This window comes from Kosakonia sp. MUSA4 (assembly GCF_013085925.1).
Lineage (GTDB): Bacteria > Pseudomonadota > Gammaproteobacteria > Enterobacterales > Enterobacteriaceae > Kosakonia > Kosakonia sacchari_B.
Map to the genome: position 1 here is coordinate 4,875,793 of NZ_CP025697.1, position 18,534 is coordinate 4,894,326.

The 18,534-nt window shown below is 53.1% G+C and carries 23 protein-coding genes; 12 read left to right on the forward strand and 11 right to left on the reverse strand.

The features are described 5' to 3' along the window. The first annotated feature begins 144 nt into the window (after nt 1-144). Nucleotides 145-420: a DNA-binding transcriptional regulator SfsB gene (gene sfsB, locus C0557_RS23155; RefSeq protein WP_074778571.1), complete on the forward strand. Its 276-nt coding sequence runs from the start codon at nt 145-147 to the stop codon at nt 418-420. Nucleotides 421-478: 58 nt separating this feature from the next. Here sfsB and murA read toward each other — a convergent pair whose 3' ends face one another. The 7 genes from murA to mlaF all read right to left on the reverse strand — a co-directional run bounded on the left by murA (nt 479) and on the right by mlaF (nt 5,277). Then, nucleotides 479-1,738, reverse strand: coding sequence for a UDP-N-acetylglucosamine 1-carboxyvinyltransferase (murA, locus tag C0557_RS23160; protein ID WP_208661515.1), 1,260 nt, complete (start codon nt 1,736-1,738; stop codon nt 479-481). Between the two features lie 55 nt (nt 1,739-1,793). After that, entirely contained in the window at nt 1,794-2,048 is a 255-nt protein-coding gene (gene ibaG / locus C0557_RS23165) for a BolA family iron metabolism protein IbaG (protein WP_007369909.1), read from the reverse strand. A 126-nt stretch (nt 2,049-2,174) separates the two neighbouring features. Further along, nucleotides 2,175-2,468 (reverse strand): lipid asymmetry maintenance protein MlaB, encoded by a 294-nt coding sequence (mlaB, locus tag C0557_RS23170; protein ID WP_208661517.1) that lies wholly within the window; start codon nt 2,466-2,468, stop codon nt 2,175-2,177. Beyond that, a complete protein-coding gene (gene mlaC, locus C0557_RS23175) occupies nt 2,465-3,103 on the reverse strand; it encodes a phospholipid-binding protein MlaC (protein ID WP_208661519.1) in 639 nt (212 codons plus the stop codon). Before mlaC ends, mlaB begins: the two co-directional genes overlap by 4 nt. 15 nt (nt 3,104-3,118) lie before the next feature. Beyond that, a complete protein-coding gene (mlaD, locus tag C0557_RS23180) occupies nt 3,119-3,670 on the reverse strand; it encodes an outer membrane lipid asymmetry maintenance protein MlaD (protein WP_043956385.1) in 552 nt (183 codons plus the stop codon). A gap of 4 nt (nt 3,671-3,674) precedes the next feature. After that, entirely contained in the window at nt 3,675-4,457 is a 783-nt protein-coding gene (gene mlaE / locus C0557_RS23185) for a lipid asymmetry maintenance ABC transporter permease subunit MlaE (protein WP_043956384.1), read from the reverse strand. 7 nt (nt 4,458-4,464) lie between these two features. Further along, nucleotides 4,465-5,277: a phospholipid ABC transporter ATP-binding protein MlaF gene (gene mlaF, locus C0557_RS23190; RefSeq protein ID WP_074778577.1), complete on the reverse strand. Its 813-nt coding sequence runs from the start codon at nt 5,275-5,277 to the stop codon at nt 4,465-4,467. 229 nt (nt 5,278-5,506) lie between these two features. Here mlaF and C0557_RS23195 point away from each other — a divergent pair, with 229 nt between their 5' ends. The 11 genes from C0557_RS23195 (at nt 5,507) to npr (ending at nt 13,420) form a co-directional block, all read left to right on the forward strand. Further along, entirely contained in the window at nt 5,507-6,481 is a 975-nt protein-coding gene (locus C0557_RS23195; RefSeq protein WP_074778579.1) for a calcium/sodium antiporter, read from the forward strand. Between the two features lie 13 nt (nt 6,482-6,494). Next, nucleotides 6,495-7,481, forward strand: coding sequence for an arabinose-5-phosphate isomerase KdsD (gene kdsD / locus C0557_RS23200; RefSeq protein WP_074778581.1), 987 nt, complete (start codon nt 6,495-6,497; stop codon nt 7,479-7,481). Between the two features lie 14 nt (nt 7,482-7,495). After that, a complete protein-coding gene (gene kdsC / locus C0557_RS23205) occupies nt 7,496-8,062 on the forward strand; it encodes a 3-deoxy-manno-octulosonate-8-phosphatase KdsC (RefSeq protein ID WP_035887972.1) in 567 nt (188 codons plus the stop codon). Next, nucleotides 8,059-8,634: an LPS export ABC transporter periplasmic protein LptC gene (lptC, locus tag C0557_RS23210; protein ID WP_074778582.1), complete on the forward strand. Its 576-nt coding sequence runs from the start codon at nt 8,059-8,061 to the stop codon at nt 8,632-8,634. Before kdsC ends, lptC begins: the two co-directional genes overlap by 4 nt. Continuing rightward, the gene (gene lptA / locus C0557_RS23215; protein ID WP_074778584.1) at nt 8,603-9,157 is read left to right on the forward strand and encodes a lipopolysaccharide ABC transporter substrate-binding protein LptA; all 555 of its coding nucleotides are present in this window, start codon (nt 8,603-8,605) and stop codon (nt 9,155-9,157) included. Before lptC ends, lptA begins: the two co-directional genes overlap by 32 nt. A gap of 6 nt (nt 9,158-9,163) precedes the next feature. Then, complete coding sequence (gene lptB, locus C0557_RS23220; protein WP_074778586.1) at nt 9,164-9,889, forward strand: LPS export ABC transporter ATP-binding protein; 726 nt, start codon at nt 9,164-9,166, stop codon at nt 9,887-9,889. A gap of 48 nt (nt 9,890-9,937) precedes the next feature. After that, complete coding sequence (gene rpoN, locus C0557_RS23225; RefSeq protein ID WP_035887975.1) at nt 9,938-11,371, forward strand: RNA polymerase factor sigma-54; 1,434 nt, start codon at nt 9,938-9,940, stop codon at nt 11,369-11,371. A gap of 22 nt (nt 11,372-11,393) precedes the next feature. Beyond that, nucleotides 11,394-11,681, forward strand: a complete 288-nt coding sequence (hpf, locus tag C0557_RS23230) for a ribosome hibernation promoting factor (RefSeq protein ID WP_007369896.1) — start codon at nt 11,394-11,396, stop codon at nt 11,679-11,681. Between the two features lie 81 nt (nt 11,682-11,762). Further along, on the forward strand, nt 11,763-12,254 hold the full coding sequence (gene ptsN / locus C0557_RS23235; protein WP_007369895.1) for a PTS IIA-like nitrogen regulatory protein PtsN: 492 nt from the start codon (nt 11,763-11,765) through the stop codon (nt 12,252-12,254). 42 nt (nt 12,255-12,296) lie between these two features. Further along, nucleotides 12,297-13,151: an RNase adapter RapZ gene (gene rapZ / locus C0557_RS23240; protein ID WP_007369894.1), complete on the forward strand. Its 855-nt coding sequence runs from the start codon at nt 12,297-12,299 to the stop codon at nt 13,149-13,151. After that, the gene (gene npr / locus C0557_RS23245) at nt 13,148-13,420 is read left to right on the forward strand and encodes a PTS phosphocarrier protein NPr (RefSeq protein ID WP_007369893.1); all 273 of its coding nucleotides are present in this window, start codon (nt 13,148-13,150) and stop codon (nt 13,418-13,420) included. Before rapZ ends, npr begins: the two co-directional genes overlap by 4 nt. A gap of 1 nt (nt 13,421) precedes the next feature. Here the strand turns inward: npr and mtgA are convergent, their stop codons facing one another. The 4 genes from mtgA to C0557_RS23265 form a co-directional block, all read right to left on the reverse strand. Continuing rightward, entirely contained in the window at nt 13,422-14,153 is a 732-nt protein-coding gene (gene mtgA, locus C0557_RS23250) for a monofunctional biosynthetic peptidoglycan transglycosylase (protein ID WP_208661521.1), read from the reverse strand. Further along, on the reverse strand, nt 14,150-14,803 hold the full coding sequence (elbB, locus tag C0557_RS23255) for an isoprenoid biosynthesis glyoxalase ElbB (protein WP_208661523.1): 654 nt from the start codon (nt 14,801-14,803) through the stop codon (nt 14,150-14,152). The genes mtgA and elbB overlap by 4 nt, the downstream gene beginning before the upstream one ends. Before the next feature lie 230 nt (nt 14,804-15,033). After that, nucleotides 15,034-17,376, reverse strand: coding sequence for an aerobic respiration two-component sensor histidine kinase ArcB (gene arcB, locus C0557_RS23260; RefSeq protein ID WP_208661526.1), 2,343 nt, complete (start codon nt 17,374-17,376; stop codon nt 15,034-15,036). Nucleotides 17,377-17,477: 101 nt separating this feature from the next. Continuing rightward, complete coding sequence (locus C0557_RS23265) at nt 17,478-18,404, reverse strand: TIGR01212 family radical SAM protein (RefSeq protein ID WP_208663100.1); 927 nt, start codon at nt 18,402-18,404, stop codon at nt 17,478-17,480. Between the last annotated feature and the right edge of the window lie 130 nt (nt 18,405-18,534).

The window sequence follows — 18,534 nt, forward strand, 5'->3', positions numbered from 1 at the left end:
AAAACCTTTCAAATCACCTGACACTATTGCATTGTCAAAATCCTAAAACACAAAATATATATGAACTTTTTAGAACAAAAATTCCTGTATGAGTATAGTAAGAACCACAAAAGGATTGGTATCAACTTCTATCAGGGAGATGTTATGGAAACGAAATTTATCGACTGGCATCAAGCCGATATTATTGCAGGGCTGCGTAAAAAAGGGACATCACTGGCAGCAGAATCGCGAAAAAACGGGTTAAGCTCATCCACCCTTGCGAATGCATTGACCCGTTCCTGGCCGAAAGGAGAGTTGATTATCGCCAGGGCGCTGGGAACAGAACCGTGGGTAATATGGCCATCGCGCTATTACGATCCCGTCACTCATGCGTTTATTGATAAAACAAAGCTCATGCGCAAAAAGCGCAGCGATAAGTAAGTAAAACCGGCCAGTAAAAAAGGGAGCAGAGGCTCCCTTTTTTGTCGCTAACTATCGCTTACTCGCCTTTGACGCGCTCGATGTTTGCACCGAGAGCGCTGAGCTTATCTTCAATGCGTTCATAGCCGCGATCGATATGATAGATACGATCGACGATGGTTGTCCCTTCAGCAATACAACCCGCGAGCACCAGGCTTGCAGAAGCACGCAGATCGGTCGCCATAACCTGAGCGCCGGAAAGTACTTCTACGCCGTGGCAAATCGCCGTATTGCTTTCGATTTCCGCATGCGCGCCCATACGGATCAGCTCCGGAATGTGCATGAAACGGTTTTCAAAAATGGTTTCAGTGATGACGCCGGTTCCTTCAGCGACCAGATTCAGCAGCGTAAATTGCGCCTGCATGTCGGTCGGGAAACCCGGATGCGGCGCAGTACGCACATTCACTGCTTTCGGGCGTTTGCCGTGCATGTCGAGGCTAATCCAGTCTTCACCAACCTCAATTTCAGCCCCTGCATCACGCAGTTTCGCCAGCACCGCATCCAGCGTATCCGGCTGAGCATGACGACAGACAATTTTGCCGCCGGAGATCGCCGCCGCAACGAGGAAAGTCCCCGTTTCAATACGATCGGGCAACACGCGATAAACACCGCCGCCAAGGCGTTGTACGCCTTCGATAGTGATGCGGTCAGTACCCATACCGGAGATTTTCGCGCCAAGCGTGTTGAGGAAGTTTGCCGTGTCGACAATTTCCGGCTCGCGGGCAGCATTCTCGATGATGGTCGTACCTTCCGCCAGAGTGGCTGCGGACATAATCGTAACCGTCGCGCCGACGCTCACTTTATCCATCACAATATGTGCGCCTTTCAGGCGGCCATTGACAGAGGCTTTTACATAACCCTCTTCCAGTTTGATCTCAGCACCCAACTGCTCAAGGCCGGTAATATGCAAATCAACCGGACGCGCGCCAATTGCACAACCACCCGGCAGTGAGACCTGCCCCTGACCGAAACGGGCAACCAGCGGCCCCAGCGCCCAAATAGAGGCACGCATGGTTTTCACCAGATCGTACGGTGCACAGAACACGTTCACTTTGCTGGCGTCGATCCATACGGATCCGTTACGCTCCACCTTCGTACCCAGCTGGCTCAGCAGCTTCATGGTGGTGTCGATATCTTTCAGTTTCGGAACGTTGCGGATTTCGACCGGCTCTTCTGCCAGCAAAGCGGCAAAGAGGATCGGTAGTGCGGCATTTTTCGCACCTGAAATTGTCACTTCGCCCTGGAGACGCGTTGGCCCCTGTACACGAAACTTATCCATTCATCTGATCTCTGTTAAGAATTCACACGCGCAGCGGGACGAGACCCACCTACGCTCAAAAGCCGTTTAATTTGCGATCGCGAGCCCACTCTTGCGGCGTATACGCTTTGATCGACAGGGCATGAATACGGTTATCCGCGATGTATTCCATCAGCGGGCCATAGATGGTTTGTTGTTTCTTTACCCGACTCATGCCGTCAAAAATCTCACCCACAGCGACAACCTGAAAGTGACTGCCATCGCCAGTGACGTGGGCTTCCTGGAGAGAAAGTGCGTTCATAAGCACTGTCTGAATTTCATGATTTTCCATGGGTGTAAATATCATCTGATAGTGAAAACAGTCACACATCTTAGAGGAAAGTGACGCGGTCTTAAACAAGCAAAAAGCCCCATCAATATAAAGGATGGGGCTTTAGATAGTAACGCTTTGAAAAAATTAGCGAGGGAGTACATCTTCGGGCAGGTTATACAGTGCCGCAAGCGTCGCGACACTATCACTCATGCCAGCCAGCGAAATAGCGGCACCCTGCTTTTTTCCCTCAGCGATAAGATGAATCAATAAAGCGACACCAGCCGTATCAACACGAGTCACGCCCTGTAAATCGATGCACGTTACGCCTTTCATTGTCTCGACGCGCGCATTATACAGTGGGTTGAGAACGTCCTGGTCCAGCTCCCCCTGCAACATCAGGCTTTCACCGTCGCGCGACCAGTTGAGCTGCGGTGTCATTGCTTCTTCTCGTCCAGGGTAATTTTCTGGCGGGAAATCGACTGCAATTCCGCAGTCAGACCATCGATACCTTTCGTACGCAGCAGATCGCTCCACTCATTCTGTTTGGTGGTGATCATGCTGACCCCTTCGGCAATCATGTCGTAGGCCTGCCAGTTTCCGGTCTGCGTGTTTTTACGCCACTGGAAATCCAGGCGCACAGGCGGACGGCCGTTCGGATCAATAATGGTTACGCGGATCGGCACAATCGTGGCATCGCCCAGCGGCTGTTCCGGCGCAATCTGATAAGTCTGACCGTGATACATCGCCAGCGCCTGGCCGTAAGCCTGTTTCAGATACTCACGGAAAGCGGCGAAATACGCGTCGCGCTGCGCTGGCGTAGCTTCTTTATAGTAACGACCCAGCACCAGCGCACCAGCATACTTCACCTGTACATACGGCAGCAGTTCCTGATCGACGACATTACGCAGGTAGTCCGGGTTAGCGCGGATCTGCGGTTGCTCATTTTTGAGGCGATCGAACGTTTTCTGCGCCGCTTCTTTCATTGCAACATACGGGTTGCTTTGATCGGCAGCGACTGCCGCACTCAGCGGCGCCACGACCAACAGGGCAACCATTAATAAGCGTTTAAACATAACTCGATTCTCCTCTTAATTCGTCTGACCAGCAGACGGTGCGGCTTGAGTATTCCCTTCACCATGCGCTGCCGCATCGCCTGAATTCTTATTATCACCGCCTTTACTGTTGTAAAGGAATTGTCCGATGAGATCCTCAAGCACTATCGCTGACTTGGTGTCCTGAATCGTGCTGCCATCTTTAAGCATCGAGGTTCCCATTTCTGGATCGTCAAACCCGACATTCAGCGCCAGGTACTGTTCCCCCAGCAAACCCGACGTGCGTATAGCCAGCGAACTGGTATCCGGGATCTGGTTGTAGCGATCTTCGATATCCAGTGCCACGCGCGGCAGGTAGGTTTTAGGATCGAGGGAGATATCAGCAACGCGACCAATCACTACCCCGCCAATGCGGACCGGCGAACGCGCTTTCAGTCCACCGATATTGTCGAATGTCGCGTAAACGCGGTAGGTCGGTTCAGTACGCATTGACGTGACATCAGCCGCCTTCAGGCAGATGAAGAGTGCAGCCAGCAGCGCCAGCACCAGAAAAACACCTACCCAGATTTCACTTTTTTTCGTTTGCATGAACTCAATTCCCAAACATCAATGCGGTGAGCACAAAATCAAGACCAAGTACGGCCAGCGAGGAGTGCACAACAGTGCGCGTTGTCGCACGGCTGATCCCGGCAGAAGTCGGGATCGCATCGTAACCGTTAAACAACGCAATCCAGGTCACGGTAATAGCAAAGACTACGCTTTTTATCAGACAGTTAACCAGGTCCAGGCGCAGTTCAACGGCGTTTTGCATTGCCGTCCAGAAAAAGCCGCTATCAATACCTTTCCAGTTAACTCCGACCAGCGAACCGCCCCAAATCCCGACCGCGACAAAAATAATCGTCAGCAGCGGCAGCGAGATAACACCAGCCCAAAAACGGGGAGAAATCACGCGACGTAACGGATCAACCGCCATCATCTCCAGGCTGGAGATCTGCTCAGTAGCGCGCATCAGGCCAATCTCGGCCGTCAACGCAGAACCCGCGCGACCGGCAAACAGCAGCGCAGCAACCACCGGCCCCAGTTCACGCAGCAGCGACAGCGCCACCAGCATGCCAAGGCTCGTTTCTGCGCTGTAAGTCGTCAGCACCAGATAACCCTGCAGGCCGAGCACCATACCAATAAACACGCCGGAGACAATAATGATGAGCATGGATAACACGCCGACGTTATAGAGCTGGCGAACCAGCAACGGCGCATGCTTACGGAATTCTGGCTTGCCAACCACCGCGTTGAACAACATCAAACCGGCACGCCCAAATGTGGCGATCGTTTTGATGCCGCGATGTCCTAGCGCCGCCAGTGCATTTAACAGCATGAGCGTCTTAACTCCCTGAATCTAATAAATCGAGCTGGTAATCACCAGCCGGATAGCGGAACGGCACCGGGCCATCGGCAATGCCATCAAGGAACTGACGCACGCGAGGATCGCTATTTTCCTGTAGCCCCTGCGCGCTACCGTGGGCGATGATCTTACGGTCAGCCACGATGTAGGCGTAATCAGCAATGCTCAGCACTTCCGGCACATCATGAGAAACCACGATGCATGTGACGCCCAGCGCGCTATTGAGTTCAGAAATTAATTTTACCAGCACGCCCATGGTGATCGGATCCTGGCCAACAAACGGCTCATCAAACATGATCAGATCCGGCTCCAGCGCGATAGCACGCGCCAGCGCAGCACGTCGCGCCATGCCACCGGAGAGCTCCGAAGGCATCAGTCGTGCGGCGCCGCGCAAACCGACGGCTTCCAGCTTCATCATCACCGTGCTGTGCAGTAGCGGCGCGGGCAAATGCGTGTGCTCACGCAAGGGATAAGCAACGTTGTCAAAAACGTCCATATCGGTGAACAGCGCACCCGACTGGAACAACATGCTCATTCGTTTACGTACGGTAAAAAGACGCGAACGGCTCATTGCCGGCACGTTCTCGCCATCAAACAATATCTCGCCTTTGTCTGGCGGGATCTGGCCGCCAATCAGGCGCAGCAGCGTTGTTTTGCCGATCCCCGACGGCCCCATGATCGCGGTGATCTTACCGCGCGGTACCGTCAGTGAAATATTGTCGAAGATGGATCGATTACCGCGGGAAAAACTCACGCCACGGACATCGACCAGATTCGCCACAGTCTGGCTCATTTTCTTTTCCTTTCGACCTTATCGGATATAAGCATGACGCTTGCTAACATCTAAAACCCAATATTTTTACAGAATATTACCCGCGGAGGTTAGCGAAAGCTGGCATTTGTTTTACTTTTGAGCCGCATAAAGTCAAAATTAGGAATCATTACGCTATGCGTAACGTCCGGTTTCGCACGACATGGCGGCCTGCAAACCGGCAGAATTATACCTTAAGAAAGGACGTTAGATGCTTTTAGCCACGGCGCTATTGATAATTGGTTTACTCCTGGTGGTCTACAGCGCCGATCGTCTGGTGTTCGCAGCTTCGATACTTTGCCGGGCATTAGGCGTACCGCCCTTAATCATCGGGATGACCGTGGTCAGTATCGGCACGTCATTGCCAGAAATTATCACTTCGGTTGCAGCCTCCTTGCATGGTCAGCTTGATCTGGCTATCGGTACCGCCATCGGCTCCAACATCACCAATATCTTATTGATTCTCGGCGTCGCGGCGCTGCTGCACCCGTTTACCGTGCATTCCGATATTCTGCGTCGAGAATTACCGCTAACCTTGTTAGCCAGCCTGCTGGCTGGCGCTGTGCTTTACGATGGGCAGCTAACGCGCATAGATGGCATTATTTTACTGTTATTAGCCGTGCTATGGCTGGTGTTCATTGTTAAAATTGCCCGCCACGCCGAGCGTCAGGGCAATGACAGCCTGACACGCGAGCAACTGGCTGAATTGCCACGCGATGGCACGCTCTCTGTAGCCTGCCTGTGGCTGGGCGTCGCGCTGATTATTATGCCGATGGCAACACGCATGGTGGTGGATAACGCCACTGTGGTGGCGAACTATTTTGCGATCAGCGAACTCACCATTGGCCTGACGGTTATTGCTATCGGCACCGGGCTTCCGGAACTGGCAACAGCCATTGCGGGAGCACGCAAGGGGGAAGACGATATTGCGATAGGCAATATCATTGGCTCCAACATTTTTAATATTGCTATCGTGCTTGGCTTGCCCGCGCTGATTGCGCCGGGCGCGTTTAACCCGATGGCTTTTACGCGTGATTATGGCGTGATGCTACTGGTCAGCGCCATTTTTGCCCTTACCTGCTGGAAACGTAAGCAGATCAGTAAGGGCGTGGGCGCGCTGCTGTTTAGCGGGTTTATCGTATGGCTGGCGATGCTGTACTGGCTGTCGCCGCTTTTGACTGGATAATCGGATACGCATTATGTCGCAAATAGATTTGCAGCCGGGTTTTGACTTTCAACAAGCAGGCAAAGACGTCCTCGAGATTGAACGTGAAGGCCTCGCACAGCTTGATCAATATATCAACCATGACTTCGCTCAGGCGTGCGAGAAAATGTTTTATTGCGCCGGCAAAGTGGTGGTGATGGGGATGGGCAAATCTGGCCATATCGGCAGAAAAATGGCGGCAACATTCGCCAGCACGGGCACCCCTTCCTTTTTTGTCCATCCCGGCGAGGCGGCTCACGGCGATCTGGGTATGGTCAGCCCGCAGGATGTGGTGATCGCCCTGTCGAACTCTGGCGAATCAAACGAAATACTGGCGCTGATCCCGGTACTGAAACGGCTAAAAGTTTCGCTGATCTGTATGACCAGCCGCCCGGAAAGCAGTATGGCGCGCGCAGCGGATATTCATCTCTGCGTGAAGGTTCCTAAAGAAGCCTGCCCATTGGGCCTGGCGCCCACGTCCAGCACCACAGCCGCGCTGGTCATGGGCGATGCGTTGGCGGTTGCGCTGTTGAAAGCGCGCGGGTTTACCGCAGAGGATTTCGCCCTTTCTCACCCTGGCGGCGCGCTGGGACGCAAGCTGTTGTTGCGGGTAAACGATATTATGCACACCGGCGACGAGATCCCGCATGTCAGCAAGGCCGCCAGTTTGCGCGATGCGCTGCTGGAAATCACACGCAAAAATTTAGGTATGACGGTGATCTGCGACGATCTGATGAAGATCGAAGGTATCTTTACCGACGGCGACTTACGTCGCGTATTTGATATGGGCGGAGATGTACGCAGCATGGGTATTGCCGACGTGATGACACCGGGCGGCATTCGCGTACGGCCTAATACGCTGGCGGTCGATGCGCTGAACCTGATGCAGTCCCGCCACATCACCTCGGTGATGGTTGCCGATGGCGACCAGTTACTGGGTGTGTTACATATGCATGATTTGCTGCGCGCTGGCGTAGTGTAAAGAAGGACATCAGAATGAGTAATGCTGGCGCGTCGCTTCCAACCTGTTATGGGCCGGTTAGCGCGCAAGTCATGAGCAAAGCGGAAAAAATTCGCCTGCTGATCCTCGATGTGGACGGCGTGCTATCCGATGGCCTCATCTATATGGGCAATAATGGGGAAGAGCTAAAAGCGTTTAACGTTCGCGATGGCTACGGGATCCGCTGTGCGTTAACTTCCGGCATTGAGATCGCCATTATTACCGGTCGAAAAGCTAAACTGGTAGAAGATCGTTGTGAAACCCTGAAAATTAAGCACCTGTATCAGGGACAGTCGGATAAACTGCTGGCCTACCGTGAATTACTGGCCAGGCTGGCGCTAACGCCGGAGCAGGTTGCCTATGTGGGTGACGATTTAATTGACTGGCCAGTGATGGCCGAAATTGGTCTCAGCATTGCCGTCGCCGATGCGCATCCTTTGCTGCTCCCGCGTGCCGATTACGTCACGCGCATCAATGGAGGTCGCGGTGCAGTCCGTGAAGTGTGTGATTTGTTGCTGCTGGCGCAGGGCAAGCTGGATGAGGCCAAAGGGCAATCGATATGAGTAAAACCAGACGTTGGGTCATTATTCTACTGGCGCTGGTCGCTTTGGTACTGATTGGTATTAACCTGACCTCTCAGGATGAGTCTGAACCAACCACAACTGACGACCAGGCGCCAACCTACACCAGCAAACATACCGACACGGTGGTTTATAGCCCGGAAGGTGCGCTTAATTACCGCTTGATTGCGCAAAATGTCGAATACTACTCCGTCGATGGCGTGAGCTGGTACGCACAACCAGTGCTGACAACCTTTGATCAGAACAAAATACCGACCTGGTCGATTAAGTCAGATAAAGCGAAATTAACAAGCGACAGAATGCTTTACCTTTACGGACATGTTGAGGTCAACGCATTGACAGCAGATGCACAGCTACGAAAAATCACCACGGATAACGCCCAGATCAATCTGGTAACGCAGGATGTTACTTCCGATGATCAGGTAACATTGTACGGAACAACATTTAATTCCACCGGCCTGAAAATGCGCGGCAACTTACGCAGCAAAAACGCCGAGCTGATTGAAAAGGTTAGAAGCTCCTATGAAATTCAAAACAAACAAACTCAGCCTTAACCTGGTTCTCGCCAGTACGCTTTTTGCCGCTGCGCTTCCGGCTTTTGCCGTGACCGGTGATACCGAACAGCCGATCCATATCGACTCCGATCAGCAGTCGCTGGATATGCAGGGCAATATTGTCACCTTCACCGGCAATGTCGTGGTGACGCAGGGAACCATTAAAATCAACGCCGATAAAGTGGTGGTAACACGCCCGGGCGGCCAGCAAGGCAAAGAGATCATTGATGGTTATGGCAACCCGGCTACGTTTTATCAGATGCAGGACAACGGCAAACCGGTGAAAGGCCACGCTTCACAGATGCACTACGAGCTGGAAAAAGATTTTGTCGTGCTGACCGGTAAAGCCTATCTCGAGCAGCTGGACAGCAACATCACTGGCGACAAGATCACCTACCTGGTGAAAGAGCAGAAAATGCAGGCGTTCAGCGACAAAGGTAAACGCGTCACCACCGTACTGGTGCCGTCGCAGTTGCAGGACAAGGGCAACACCCAAACCCCGGCTCCTAAGAAGAGTAACTAATTCGTTATGGCAACATTAACTGCAAAGAATCTCGCGAAAGCCTATAAGGGCCGCCGCGTGGTTGAAGACGTCAGCCTGACCGTTAACTCTGGCGAAATTGTTGGGCTGCTTGGCCCTAACGGCGCAGGGAAAACGACCACCTTCTATATGGTGGTCGGGATTGTTCCGCGTGACGCGGGCAATATCATTATTGATGACGACGATATCAGCTTGCTGCCACTGCATGCGCGCGCGCGTCGCGGCATCGGTTATTTACCGCAGGAAGCGTCCATTTTTCGTCGTCTGAGCGTGTATGACAACCTGATGGCGGTACTTCAGATCCGTGACGATCTGACTTCCGAACAGCGCGACGATCGCGCTAACGAATTGATGGAAGAGTTCCATATTGAGCATCTGCGAGACAATATGGGGCAGTCCCTTTCCGGTGGTGAACGTCGCCGTGTTGAAATTGCGCGCGCACTGGCGGCAAATCCTAAATTTATTTTGCTGGATGAACCCTTTGCGGGCGTCGATCCTATCTCGGTTATCGACATCAAGCGCATCATTGAACACTTACGTGACAGTGGGTTAGGCGTGTTGATTACTGACCACAATGTTCGCGAAACGTTGGCGGTGTGTGAACGAGCTTATATCGTCAGCCAGGGGCATTTAATTGCTCATGGTACACCGCAGCAAATCCTTGAAGACGAACATGTTAAGCGCGTATATCTTGGGGAAGACTTCAGACTCTGATAGGGTAGAGTTTATCGAGGTATTTTGTCGGAGAGTGCTGCTCTGAATATGAAGCAAGGTTTGCAATTAAGGCTTAGCCAACAGCTAGCTATGACGCCGCAACTGCAACAGGCTATCCGTCTGTTGCAGCTGTCTACGTTAGAACTTCAGCAGGAACTTCAGCAAGCGCTGGAGAGTAACCCATTGCTGGAACAAGCCGATCTTCATGAAGAAGTGGATAGCCAACAAACCCAGGAAAATGAAGGCCTGGATACTGTAGACGCGCTCGAACAGAAAGAGATGCCCGAAGAGCTGCCGCTGGACGCCAGTTGGGATGAGATTTATACCGCTGGAACACCTTCCGGCAGCAGCCACGATTATATTGATGACGAACTGCCGATTTATCAGGGGGAAACGACACAGTCTCTTCAGGATTACCTGATGTGGCAGGTAGAGTTAACGCCGTTTTCCGATACCGATCGCGCAATCGCAACCTCTATTGTCGATGCGGTCGATGAGACCGGCTACCTTACCGTGTCGCTTGAGGATGTGCTGGAAAGCATGGGTGATGAAGAAATCGGTCTCGATGAAGTTGAAGCGGTGTTAAAGCGCGTTCAGCGTTTCGATCCGGTTGGCGTCGCTGCGCGCGATCTGCGCGACTGCCTGTTGATCCAACTTTCCCAGTTCGCGAAAGATACGCCCTGGTGCGAAGAGGCTCGCCTGATCATCAGCGATCACCTCGATCTGCTCGCTAACCACGATTTCCGCTCTCTTATGCGCGTCACGCGTCTTAAAGAAGACGTGCTGAAAGAAGCAGTAAATTTGATCCAGTCGCTAGATCCGCGCCCCGGCCAGTCGATCCAGACCGGCGAACCAGAATATGTCATTCCGGATGTGCTGGTGCGTAAGCATAACGGGCGCTGGACGGTAGAACTGAACTCCGACAGCATTCCGCGTCTGCAAATCAACCAGCACTACGCTTCAATGGGCGGCGGCGCGCGCAATGACGCCGACACCCAGTTTATCCGCAGTAATTTGCAGGAAGCGAAGTGGCTGATCAAAAGCCTTGAAAGCCGTAACGACACGCTATTGCGCGTCAGCCGCTGCATCGTTGAGCAGCAGCAGGCGTTCTTTGAACAGGGCGAAGAGTTTATGAAACCGATGGTGCTGGCGGATATCGCCCAGGCCGTCGAAATGCACGAGTCCACGATTTCCCGTGTGACAACTCAGAAGTACCTGCACAGTCCTCGCGGCATTTTTGAACTGAAGTATTTCTTCTCCAGCCATGTGAATACGGAAGGCGGCGGCGAAGCCTCGTCAACAGCCATTCGCGCGCTGGTTAAGAAATTAATCGCCGCAGAAAACCCTGCAAAACCGCTGAGCGACAGTAAGCTGACGACGCTGCTTTCCGATCAAGGAATTATGGTAGCGCGGCGTACCGTTGCGAAGTATCGAGAGTCTTTATCCATTCCGCCGTCTAACCAGCGTAAACAGCTGGTGTGACCCAACCGATAAGGAAGACACTATGCAGCTTAACATCACAGGACAAAACGTCGAGATCACTGATGCTTTACGTGAATTTGTGAACAGCAAATTTGCCAAGCTTGAGCAGTATTTCGAAAGGATTAATCAGGTCTATATTGTGTTGAAAGTGGAGAAAGTGATCCATACCTCGGATGCAACCCTGCATGTAAATGGAGGTGAGTTGCATGCCAGCGCGGAAGGACAGGATATGTACGCTGCCATCGACGGTTTGATTGATAAACTATCGCGGCAGTTGACAAAACATAAAGATAAACTGAAACAACACTAATTGTCCGGGCGTTCGTTTGGCGCGTTGCACCCTACCGTAACCCGGTAGGGTGCTTAGCTCTGACGGCGCTTAGGTGAAATTATGATGAATAACGATTCGGCTCTTCAACTGAGCAATGTCCTTAACCAGGAATGTACACGTAGCGGCGTTCACTGCCAGAGCAAAAAACGAGCGCTGGAAATCATCAGTGAACTGGCGGCAAAACAGCTCGGCCTGCCGCCACAGGTCGTTTTCGAAGCCATTCTTACGCGTGAGAAAATGGGCAGTACCGGTATTGGTAACGGTATTGCCATTCCCCACGGTAAGCTGGAAGAGGACACGCTGCGTGCCGTCGGCGTTTTTGTGCAGCTCGAAACGCCCATAGCTTTCGACGCTATCGATAATCAGCCCGTTGATCTGCTGTTTGCACTGCTGGTGCCGGCCGATCAAACCAAAACGCATCTTCATACGCTCTCGCTGGTGGCTAAACGGCTGGCGGATAAAACCATTTGTCGTCGCCTGCGCAGTGCGCAGAACGATGAAGAGCTGTATCAGATAATCACGCAGACAGAAGGCGAAAGCGACGATGCGTAACGGGAAGAACACCTTTTTTGTCGTTGTGGGGAGAAACGGTTCATGGTCCTGATGATCGTAAGTGGTCGTTCGGGTTCAGGAAAATCCGTGGCCCTGCGCGCCCTGGAAGATATGGGCTTCTATTGTGTCGATAACCTGCCGGTCGTGCTGCTGCCGCAACTGGCGCAGACGCTCGCCGATCGTCAGACCTCTGCCGCCGTCAGTATTGATGTGCGTAACATGCCGGAATCACCGGAAATTTTTGAACAGGCGATGAGCAGTCTGCCAGATGCCTTCTCGCCGCAGCTGCTGTTCCTTGATGCTGACCGCAACACGCTGATTCGGCGCTACAGCGATACGCGCCGCTTACATCCGCTCTCCAGCAAGAATTTATCGCTGGAAAGCGCTATCGATGAAGAGAGCAACCTGCTGGAGCCACTGCGTTCCCGCGCGGACCTGATTGTCGATACCTCCGAAATGTCGGTACATGAGCTGGCCGAAATGCTGCGCACCCGCCTGCTCGGCAAGCGCGAGCGCGAACTGACCATGGTCTTTGAGTCGTTCGGCTTTAAGCACGGCATCCCTATCGATGCCGACTACGTCTTTGACGTTCGCTTTCTGCCCAACCCGCACTGGGATCCGAAACTGCGCCCGATGACCGGTCTCGACAAACCTGTCGCGGCGTTCCTTGACCGGCATACCGAAGTGCACAATTTTATTTACCAGACCCGCAGTTATCTTGAACTGTGGTTACCGATGCTGGAAACCAACAACCGTAGCTATCTGACCGTCGCTATCGGCTGTACTGGCGGTAAGCATCGTTCTGTTTATGTCGCCGAACAGCTGGCGGATTATTTCCGCTCGCGCGGTAAAAACGTTCAGTCCCGTCACCGTACGCTGGAAAAACGCAAAACATGACCGTAAAACAAACCGTTGAGATCACCAATAAACTGGGCATGCATGCGCGCCCGGCGATGAAACTGTTTGAGCTGGTACAGGGATTTGACGCAGAAGTGTTACTGCGCAACGACGAAGGTACCGAAGCGGAAGCCAGCAGCGTGATTGCATTGCTGATGCTGGATTCCGCCAAAGGGCGGCAAATTGAAGTCGAAGCCAGCGGCCCACAGGAAGAAGAAGCCCTGGCAGCCGTGATTGCCCTGTTCAACGCGGGCTTTGACGAAGACTGAGTTAGTACAGCTTATTGCTCTGCAAAAAGCCTTCTCCTCCGAGCTGGCGCATCTGGCGCAGGATCCACGCCTGACGGCTGCGAACATAGCCGGATGGCGCTGCCGCCTGGAAACGTATTGGGTTTGGCAGTACTGCCGCCAGCAATGCCGCTTCCGACATGGTTAACCGGCTGGCCGGTTTGTGGAAATAGCGCTGAGCCGCCTCTTCCACGCCAAACACGCCGTCGCCAAACTCTGCAATATTGAGATACACCGTCAGGATACGCCGTTTCGTCCACACCGCTTCCATCCCCAGCGTCAGCCCGGCTTCCAGCCCTTTTCGCACCCAACTTTTTCCATCCCATAACAGCAGGTTCTTCACCGTTTGTTGAGAGATAGTCGATGCGCCACGAATACGGTTCTCATGGCGTTCATTATGTGAAAGCGCCTTCTGGATCGCGCCAACGTCCAGCCCCCAGTGATCGGGGAAACGCTGATCCTCTGCTGCGACAACAGCCAGCGCCATCCACGGTGAAATCTCATCCATACTGACCCAGTCGGAATGAGCAACATAGCCAAAGTTACCCGTCAACCAGGCCCCAATTTGCCGCTCGGCCATCACGGCAGAAAATGGCACCGGCAGAAAGCTGAACAGCACAATGCCGCCGCCCCAGAAAATGGCCAGTACCAGTAAAACCCGCAGCGCAATACGCTTGAGCATAGTTTTCAGCGGGCCGCGAAAGCCGTTTCTCATTCCGCCAGCACCAGTACGCGCGCCACCAGCTTTTCGATCCCCGCCGCAGCCTGCGCAATATCCTCAGCAAGCATATACGCTGGCGTGGTTACCACTTTATTATCTTCATCCACCACTATATCGTCCACCGGGCACGGCACATGTTCCGCCCCCATCTCCTCCAGCACTTCCGCGATATCGACATCCGTACCGATTGTCAGACGCAGCGGGAAGTCGAAAATTTTCGGCAGCAACGCCGGAGCGATACACATAAATCCCAGCGGTTTACCCGCCTGATGCATCTCCAGCACGCGCTGTTTAAGCGTATCATCGACGACGCACTCGCGGCCCTGGCTGGCGAAATTACTCAAATTTTTGGCGGCACCAAAACCACCAGGTACAATCAGCGCATCCAGATCATTTACTGATAGTTGTGCCAGCGGCCGGATATTTCCACGCGCAATTCGGGCAGCTTCGACCAGCACGTTGCGACTCTCAGTCATGACATCACCCGTCAGGTGATTCACCACATCGCTCTGCCATTTATCCGGCGCGAAGCAAACTGCCTCAGCGCCTGAACGGGCGATCGCCAGTAATGTGATCACCGCCTCATGGATTTCCGCACCGTCATAGACACCCGCGCCGCTAAGAATCACGCCCACTTTTTTCATTTTGCTCATCCTTTATGCAGCGTACTGTCGATAATTAAAAATTTTGATAAGGGAGCCTTGCTTCACACATTTCACTGATTGATGTAACAAATCATTTAAGATTTGCTATCTTATGTGCGTGTGGTCGAATTTTTTCAGGCTACGCCCTTGCAAAAAAGAGTAAAAATTACGGCGCAGCCACGGTTTCCCTGGTGTTGGCGCAGTATTCGCGCACCCCGGTTAATCCGGGGTCATTTTTTTCCAGCGTCCACCGCCGCAACCCAGGCTTTCAGTACCGCCACATCGTTCTGCCACTCCTGTTTCATCTCTTCCACCCATTCACCGACATTGTCCCACCACGCCGGAAGATCGGGAGACTGGATCTGTTGCCCCAGTTGCTGCAGATGGCGTAAACCGACAGAGCCTGCCGCGCCTTTAATCTTATGTCCCTCTTCGGTTATGCCTTTCTGATCGCGTGCCGTAAGATTTGACTCAAGCACATTGAGATAGCCCGGCATCATTTTTTCAAAGACAGCCAGCCCATCGGTGATCAATTTAGGCCCCACCAGCTCGATATATTGCTCAAGCATGGCCGTATCCAGCACCGTTTGTACTTTGCTGTTATCGACAGTTATCACCTGCTCCTCCTCGTTGGCGTTTGTATCCCAGAACTTTTTAATCATGGCAGTTAATGCCGGGACCGCCAGCGGTTTGCTCAATACGTCATTCATGCCCGCATCGAGATACTCCTGCTTGTTTTTCAGCACGTTGGCCGTCAGTGCTACCAGCGGCGGCAGATCTTCGCGCGGGTAACGGCTGGTTAGCGTGCGGGAAATATCCAGCCCGGTCATGTCCGGCAGTTGAATATCCAGAAGCAGCAGATCGTATTCGCCCGGGGCAAACATCTCCAGCGCCGCGCTTCCGGTCATCGCCACATCAACGCTACAACCCAGCTTTTCCAGCACCGAGCGCGCAACAATGACATTCAGCTCAATGTCCTCAACCAGCAGCACATGCAGCGCGGGCAACGGCATATCATCATCTTCGAAAGCGTCATCAACCTCTTCCGCCACTGCGGGCGCATGAACGGTCAGCGTAAAGATGGACCCGGAGCCAGGCTGGCTGCTGACAGAGATGTCACCGCCCATATTTTTGGCGAGGCGACGCGAAACGGCCAGGCCAATACCCGTCCCTGTGGCTGGCTTGCCGCCGTGACTATCTTTCACCTGGTAATACATGGCAAAGATCTTATCCTGCTCGTCGCGCGGAATACCGATACCCGAATCCTGCACTTCGAAGTGCAGCATTTCGCCTTCATCGTAGCGAACGCGCACTTCAACCTGCCCTTGAGGGGTAAATTTCACCGCATTGCTGATCAGGTTCCACAGAATCTGCCGCAGACGCGTACCGTCGGTAATTACCTTGTGCGGCAGCGGCAACGTTGGCTCCAGTACAAAACGCAGCCCTTTTTGATGCGCCTGCAAACCGGAAAGGTTTTCCAGATCGGCTAGGAAGCTGGTGAAATCCAGCGGCTGGTTATCAAGCTGAACTTTGCGGCGCTCCATTTTATCCATGTCGATAATATCGTTGAAGATATTCCCCAGCGTCACGGCTGAGACATGGATTGTCTTCAGGTATTTCTCTTGCTCCTGCGTTAACTCCGTGTCGAGCAGGATCCGGCTCAGGCCGACGATGCCATTCAGCGGTGTACGCAGCTCATGGCTAATCGTGGAAATGAAGGTGGTCTTGTCCCGGCTGGCCCGCTCCAGCGCATCCTGGTAGCGTTTACGCTCAGTAATATCGCGGCCAAAGCCCATCAGCCCGTGGCGTTTACCCACGCGGTCGTAATAAGGCACTTTACGGATTTCGAAACAGGCTTTGCGCCCGTCCGGATAATCCAGCCACTGTTCGTAGGTCAGCGATACGTTATGACGAAAGACTTTTTCATCAGTTTCAATGACTTTCGCTGCGGCTTCCTCCGAATAGACATCCTGCGGTTTCAGGTGAATGAGCTGCTTCTCGCTTTTGCCGGTCAGCAGTTCCATCGCCCGGTTACAGCCGGAAAACTCTTTATCTTCGTTACGGTAGAAAACCAAATCCGGTGAGGCATCAAGGAAAGAGCGCAGAAAGGAGGATTGTTGTTCGAGCTGGATCTGCGTTTGCTCACGCTCCTGCATCTCTCTTTTTAGCTGTTCAAAGGTCTCCTGGCGCTCCGCTTCAGCCTTTTCACGATCGCTGATCTCCTGGTTAAGCTGGGCAATATTATCTTTTAACTGCACATTGAGCTTCAGATCGCGATCGCGCATCTCTTCGAGTTTTTCTACCAGCCGCGATAACCGCTGGCGAGATTCTTCCAGTTGCTCAACCACCACCGATAAGAAGTAGACCGCCCACGGAGTGATCAGCAGACCAAAAAAGATCGAGCGGATGACATCGATGCTCTCCACCTGCCCCTGCAATACCATGGTGACCGCCATCTGCACGACGATAGCCAACACCACCAGCGCTAAAGCCAGCAGCAAGGAAAAGCGCACCAGACCAAGCTTCATCATCAGATCGACGTAGTATTGCGCCAGTAAACGGATTTGCTTCATAGAGTTTCCCTCGGACAATTGCGCTCAATAATACTCAATTCTGGGCAAGGGATTGAAGCTTGTGTGAAAAATGCGGTGAGAGTTAAGGTTTCGTCGCCGGTTCAGGCGGGTAATTGCCAGCAGCGACCAAGCGCCGAACCTTGTCCGCCCTGCTCATTCAGATAGCGATCCAGCTCCACCATGCCGGTCCAGCGGTTTTCGCACCACAGCGGCGCCAGCAGCGTCGGGCGGCGCGCGCTGGCGGAAACGCGATGATAGACAACCTCCGGCGGCGTATGGCGAATCATCTCTCCGGCAATAACGGTATACTCTTCCAGGCCAATACCGTTCAGGCGGCCAGCTTCCCATGCCTTCGCCATAATACTGCCTTTCACGATATGCAGCGGATGCAGCTTAATGCCATCAACGCCAGCATCTGTAACGCGCTGGAGGGTCTCCAGGCAATCCACGTGACGTTCCCCTGGTAACCCGACAATCAAATGCGTGCAGACCTTCAGGCCGCGTTTACGGGCCTGCTGCGCCGTTTTCTGGTAGCAGGCGAAATCATGCCCACGGTTGATGCGATGCAGCGTTTTATCGTGAGCGGTTTGCAGGCCCAATTCCAGCCACACTTCATAGCCCTGTTGATGGTATTCACAAAGCAAATCCAGCACCGCTTCCGGCACGCAATCAGGGCGCGTGCCGACGCACAAACCCACAATATTCGCCTGGCTTATCGCCTGCTGGTACATCGACCGTAGCACCTGCACTTCCGCCCAGGTGCTGGTGTAAGCCTGGAAATAGGCGAGATAGCGACGTGCGCGATTGACGAGGTTCGCCTGATGAGCAAGCTGGTCAGCAATGGATTGGTGCTGCTGTGCCTCATCGGCAAAAGAAGCGACATTACAGAACGTACACCCGCCGCGTCCAATGGTGCCATCGCGGTTTGGACAGCTAAAACCGCCATGCAAAGTGAGTTTATGGACTTTTTCTCCATACCGGCGAGCAAGATCCCCACCAAACATATTGACTAATTTCTGTAACTGCATAATCTGAAAGGCCGCCCAAACGAAAGGGCGTAGCCTGCCACTTTTAGCTTTCATCGGCGATGACCTGGATCAATCGCCCCGGAAGGCTTTTATTCATTGCATAAACAGTCAATATAATCGCAATTTCATT

Bases quoted from the DNA above. Each gene is read 5' to 3' on its own strand.
- sfsB (WP_074778571.1), top strand. From the start codon at position 145: ATGGAAACGAAATTTATCGACTGGCATCAAGCCGATATTATTGCAGGG.
- murA (WP_208661515.1), bottom strand. From the start codon at position 1,738: ATGGATAAGTTTCGTGTACAGGGGCCAACGCGTCTCCAGGGCGAAGTG.
- ibaG (WP_007369909.1), bottom strand. From the start codon at position 2,048: ATGGAAAATCATGAAATTCAGACAGTGCTTATGAACGCACTTTCTCTC.
- mlaB (WP_208661517.1), bottom strand. From the start codon at position 2,468: ATGACACCGCAGCTCAACTGGTCGCGCGACGGTGAAAGCCTGATGTTG.
- mlaC (WP_208661519.1), bottom strand. From the start codon at position 3,103: ATGTTTAAACGCTTATTAATGGTTGCCCTGTTGGTCGTGGCGCCGCTG.
- mlaD (WP_043956385.1), bottom strand. From the start codon at position 3,670: ATGCAAACGAAAAAAAGTGAAATCTGGGTAGGTGTTTTTCTGGTGCTG.
- mlaE (WP_043956384.1), bottom strand. From the start codon at position 4,457: ATGCTGTTAAATGCACTGGCGGCGCTAGGACATCGCGGCATCAAAACG.
- mlaF (WP_074778577.1), bottom strand. From the start codon at position 5,277: ATGAGCCAGACTGTGGCGAATCTGGTCGATGTCCGTGGCGTGAGTTTT.
- C0557_RS23195 (WP_074778579.1), top strand. From the start codon at position 5,507: ATGCTTTTAGCCACGGCGCTATTGATAATTGGTTTACTCCTGGTGGTC.
- kdsD (WP_074778581.1), top strand. From the start codon at position 6,495: ATGTCGCAAATAGATTTGCAGCCGGGTTTTGACTTTCAACAAGCAGGC.
- kdsC (WP_035887972.1), top strand. From the start codon at position 7,496: ATGAGTAATGCTGGCGCGTCGCTTCCAACCTGTTATGGGCCGGTTAGC.
- lptC (WP_074778582.1), top strand. From the start codon at position 8,059: ATGAGTAAAACCAGACGTTGGGTCATTATTCTACTGGCGCTGGTCGCT.
- lptA (WP_074778584.1), top strand. From the start codon at position 8,603: ATGAAATTCAAAACAAACAAACTCAGCCTTAACCTGGTTCTCGCCAGT.
- lptB (WP_074778586.1), top strand. From the start codon at position 9,164: ATGGCAACATTAACTGCAAAGAATCTCGCGAAAGCCTATAAGGGCCGC.
- rpoN (WP_035887975.1), top strand. From the start codon at position 9,938: ATGAAGCAAGGTTTGCAATTAAGGCTTAGCCAACAGCTAGCTATGACG.
- hpf (WP_007369896.1), top strand. From the start codon at position 11,394: ATGCAGCTTAACATCACAGGACAAAACGTCGAGATCACTGATGCTTTA.
- ptsN (WP_007369895.1), top strand. From the start codon at position 11,763: ATGATGAATAACGATTCGGCTCTTCAACTGAGCAATGTCCTTAACCAG.
- rapZ (WP_007369894.1), top strand. From the start codon at position 12,297: ATGGTCCTGATGATCGTAAGTGGTCGTTCGGGTTCAGGAAAATCCGTG.
- npr (WP_007369893.1), top strand. From the start codon at position 13,148: ATGACCGTAAAACAAACCGTTGAGATCACCAATAAACTGGGCATGCAT.
- mtgA (WP_208661521.1), bottom strand. From the start codon at position 14,153: ATGAGAAACGGCTTTCGCGGCCCGCTGAAAACTATGCTCAAGCGTATT.
- elbB (WP_208661523.1), bottom strand. From the start codon at position 14,803: ATGAAAAAAGTGGGCGTGATTCTTAGCGGCGCGGGTGTCTATGACGGT.
- arcB (WP_208661526.1), bottom strand. From the start codon at position 17,376: ATGAAGCAAATCCGTTTACTGGCGCAATACTACGTCGATCTGATGATG.
- C0557_RS23265 (WP_208663100.1), bottom strand. From the start codon at position 18,404: ATGCAGTTACAGAAATTAGTCAATATGTTTGGTGGGGATCTTGCTCGC.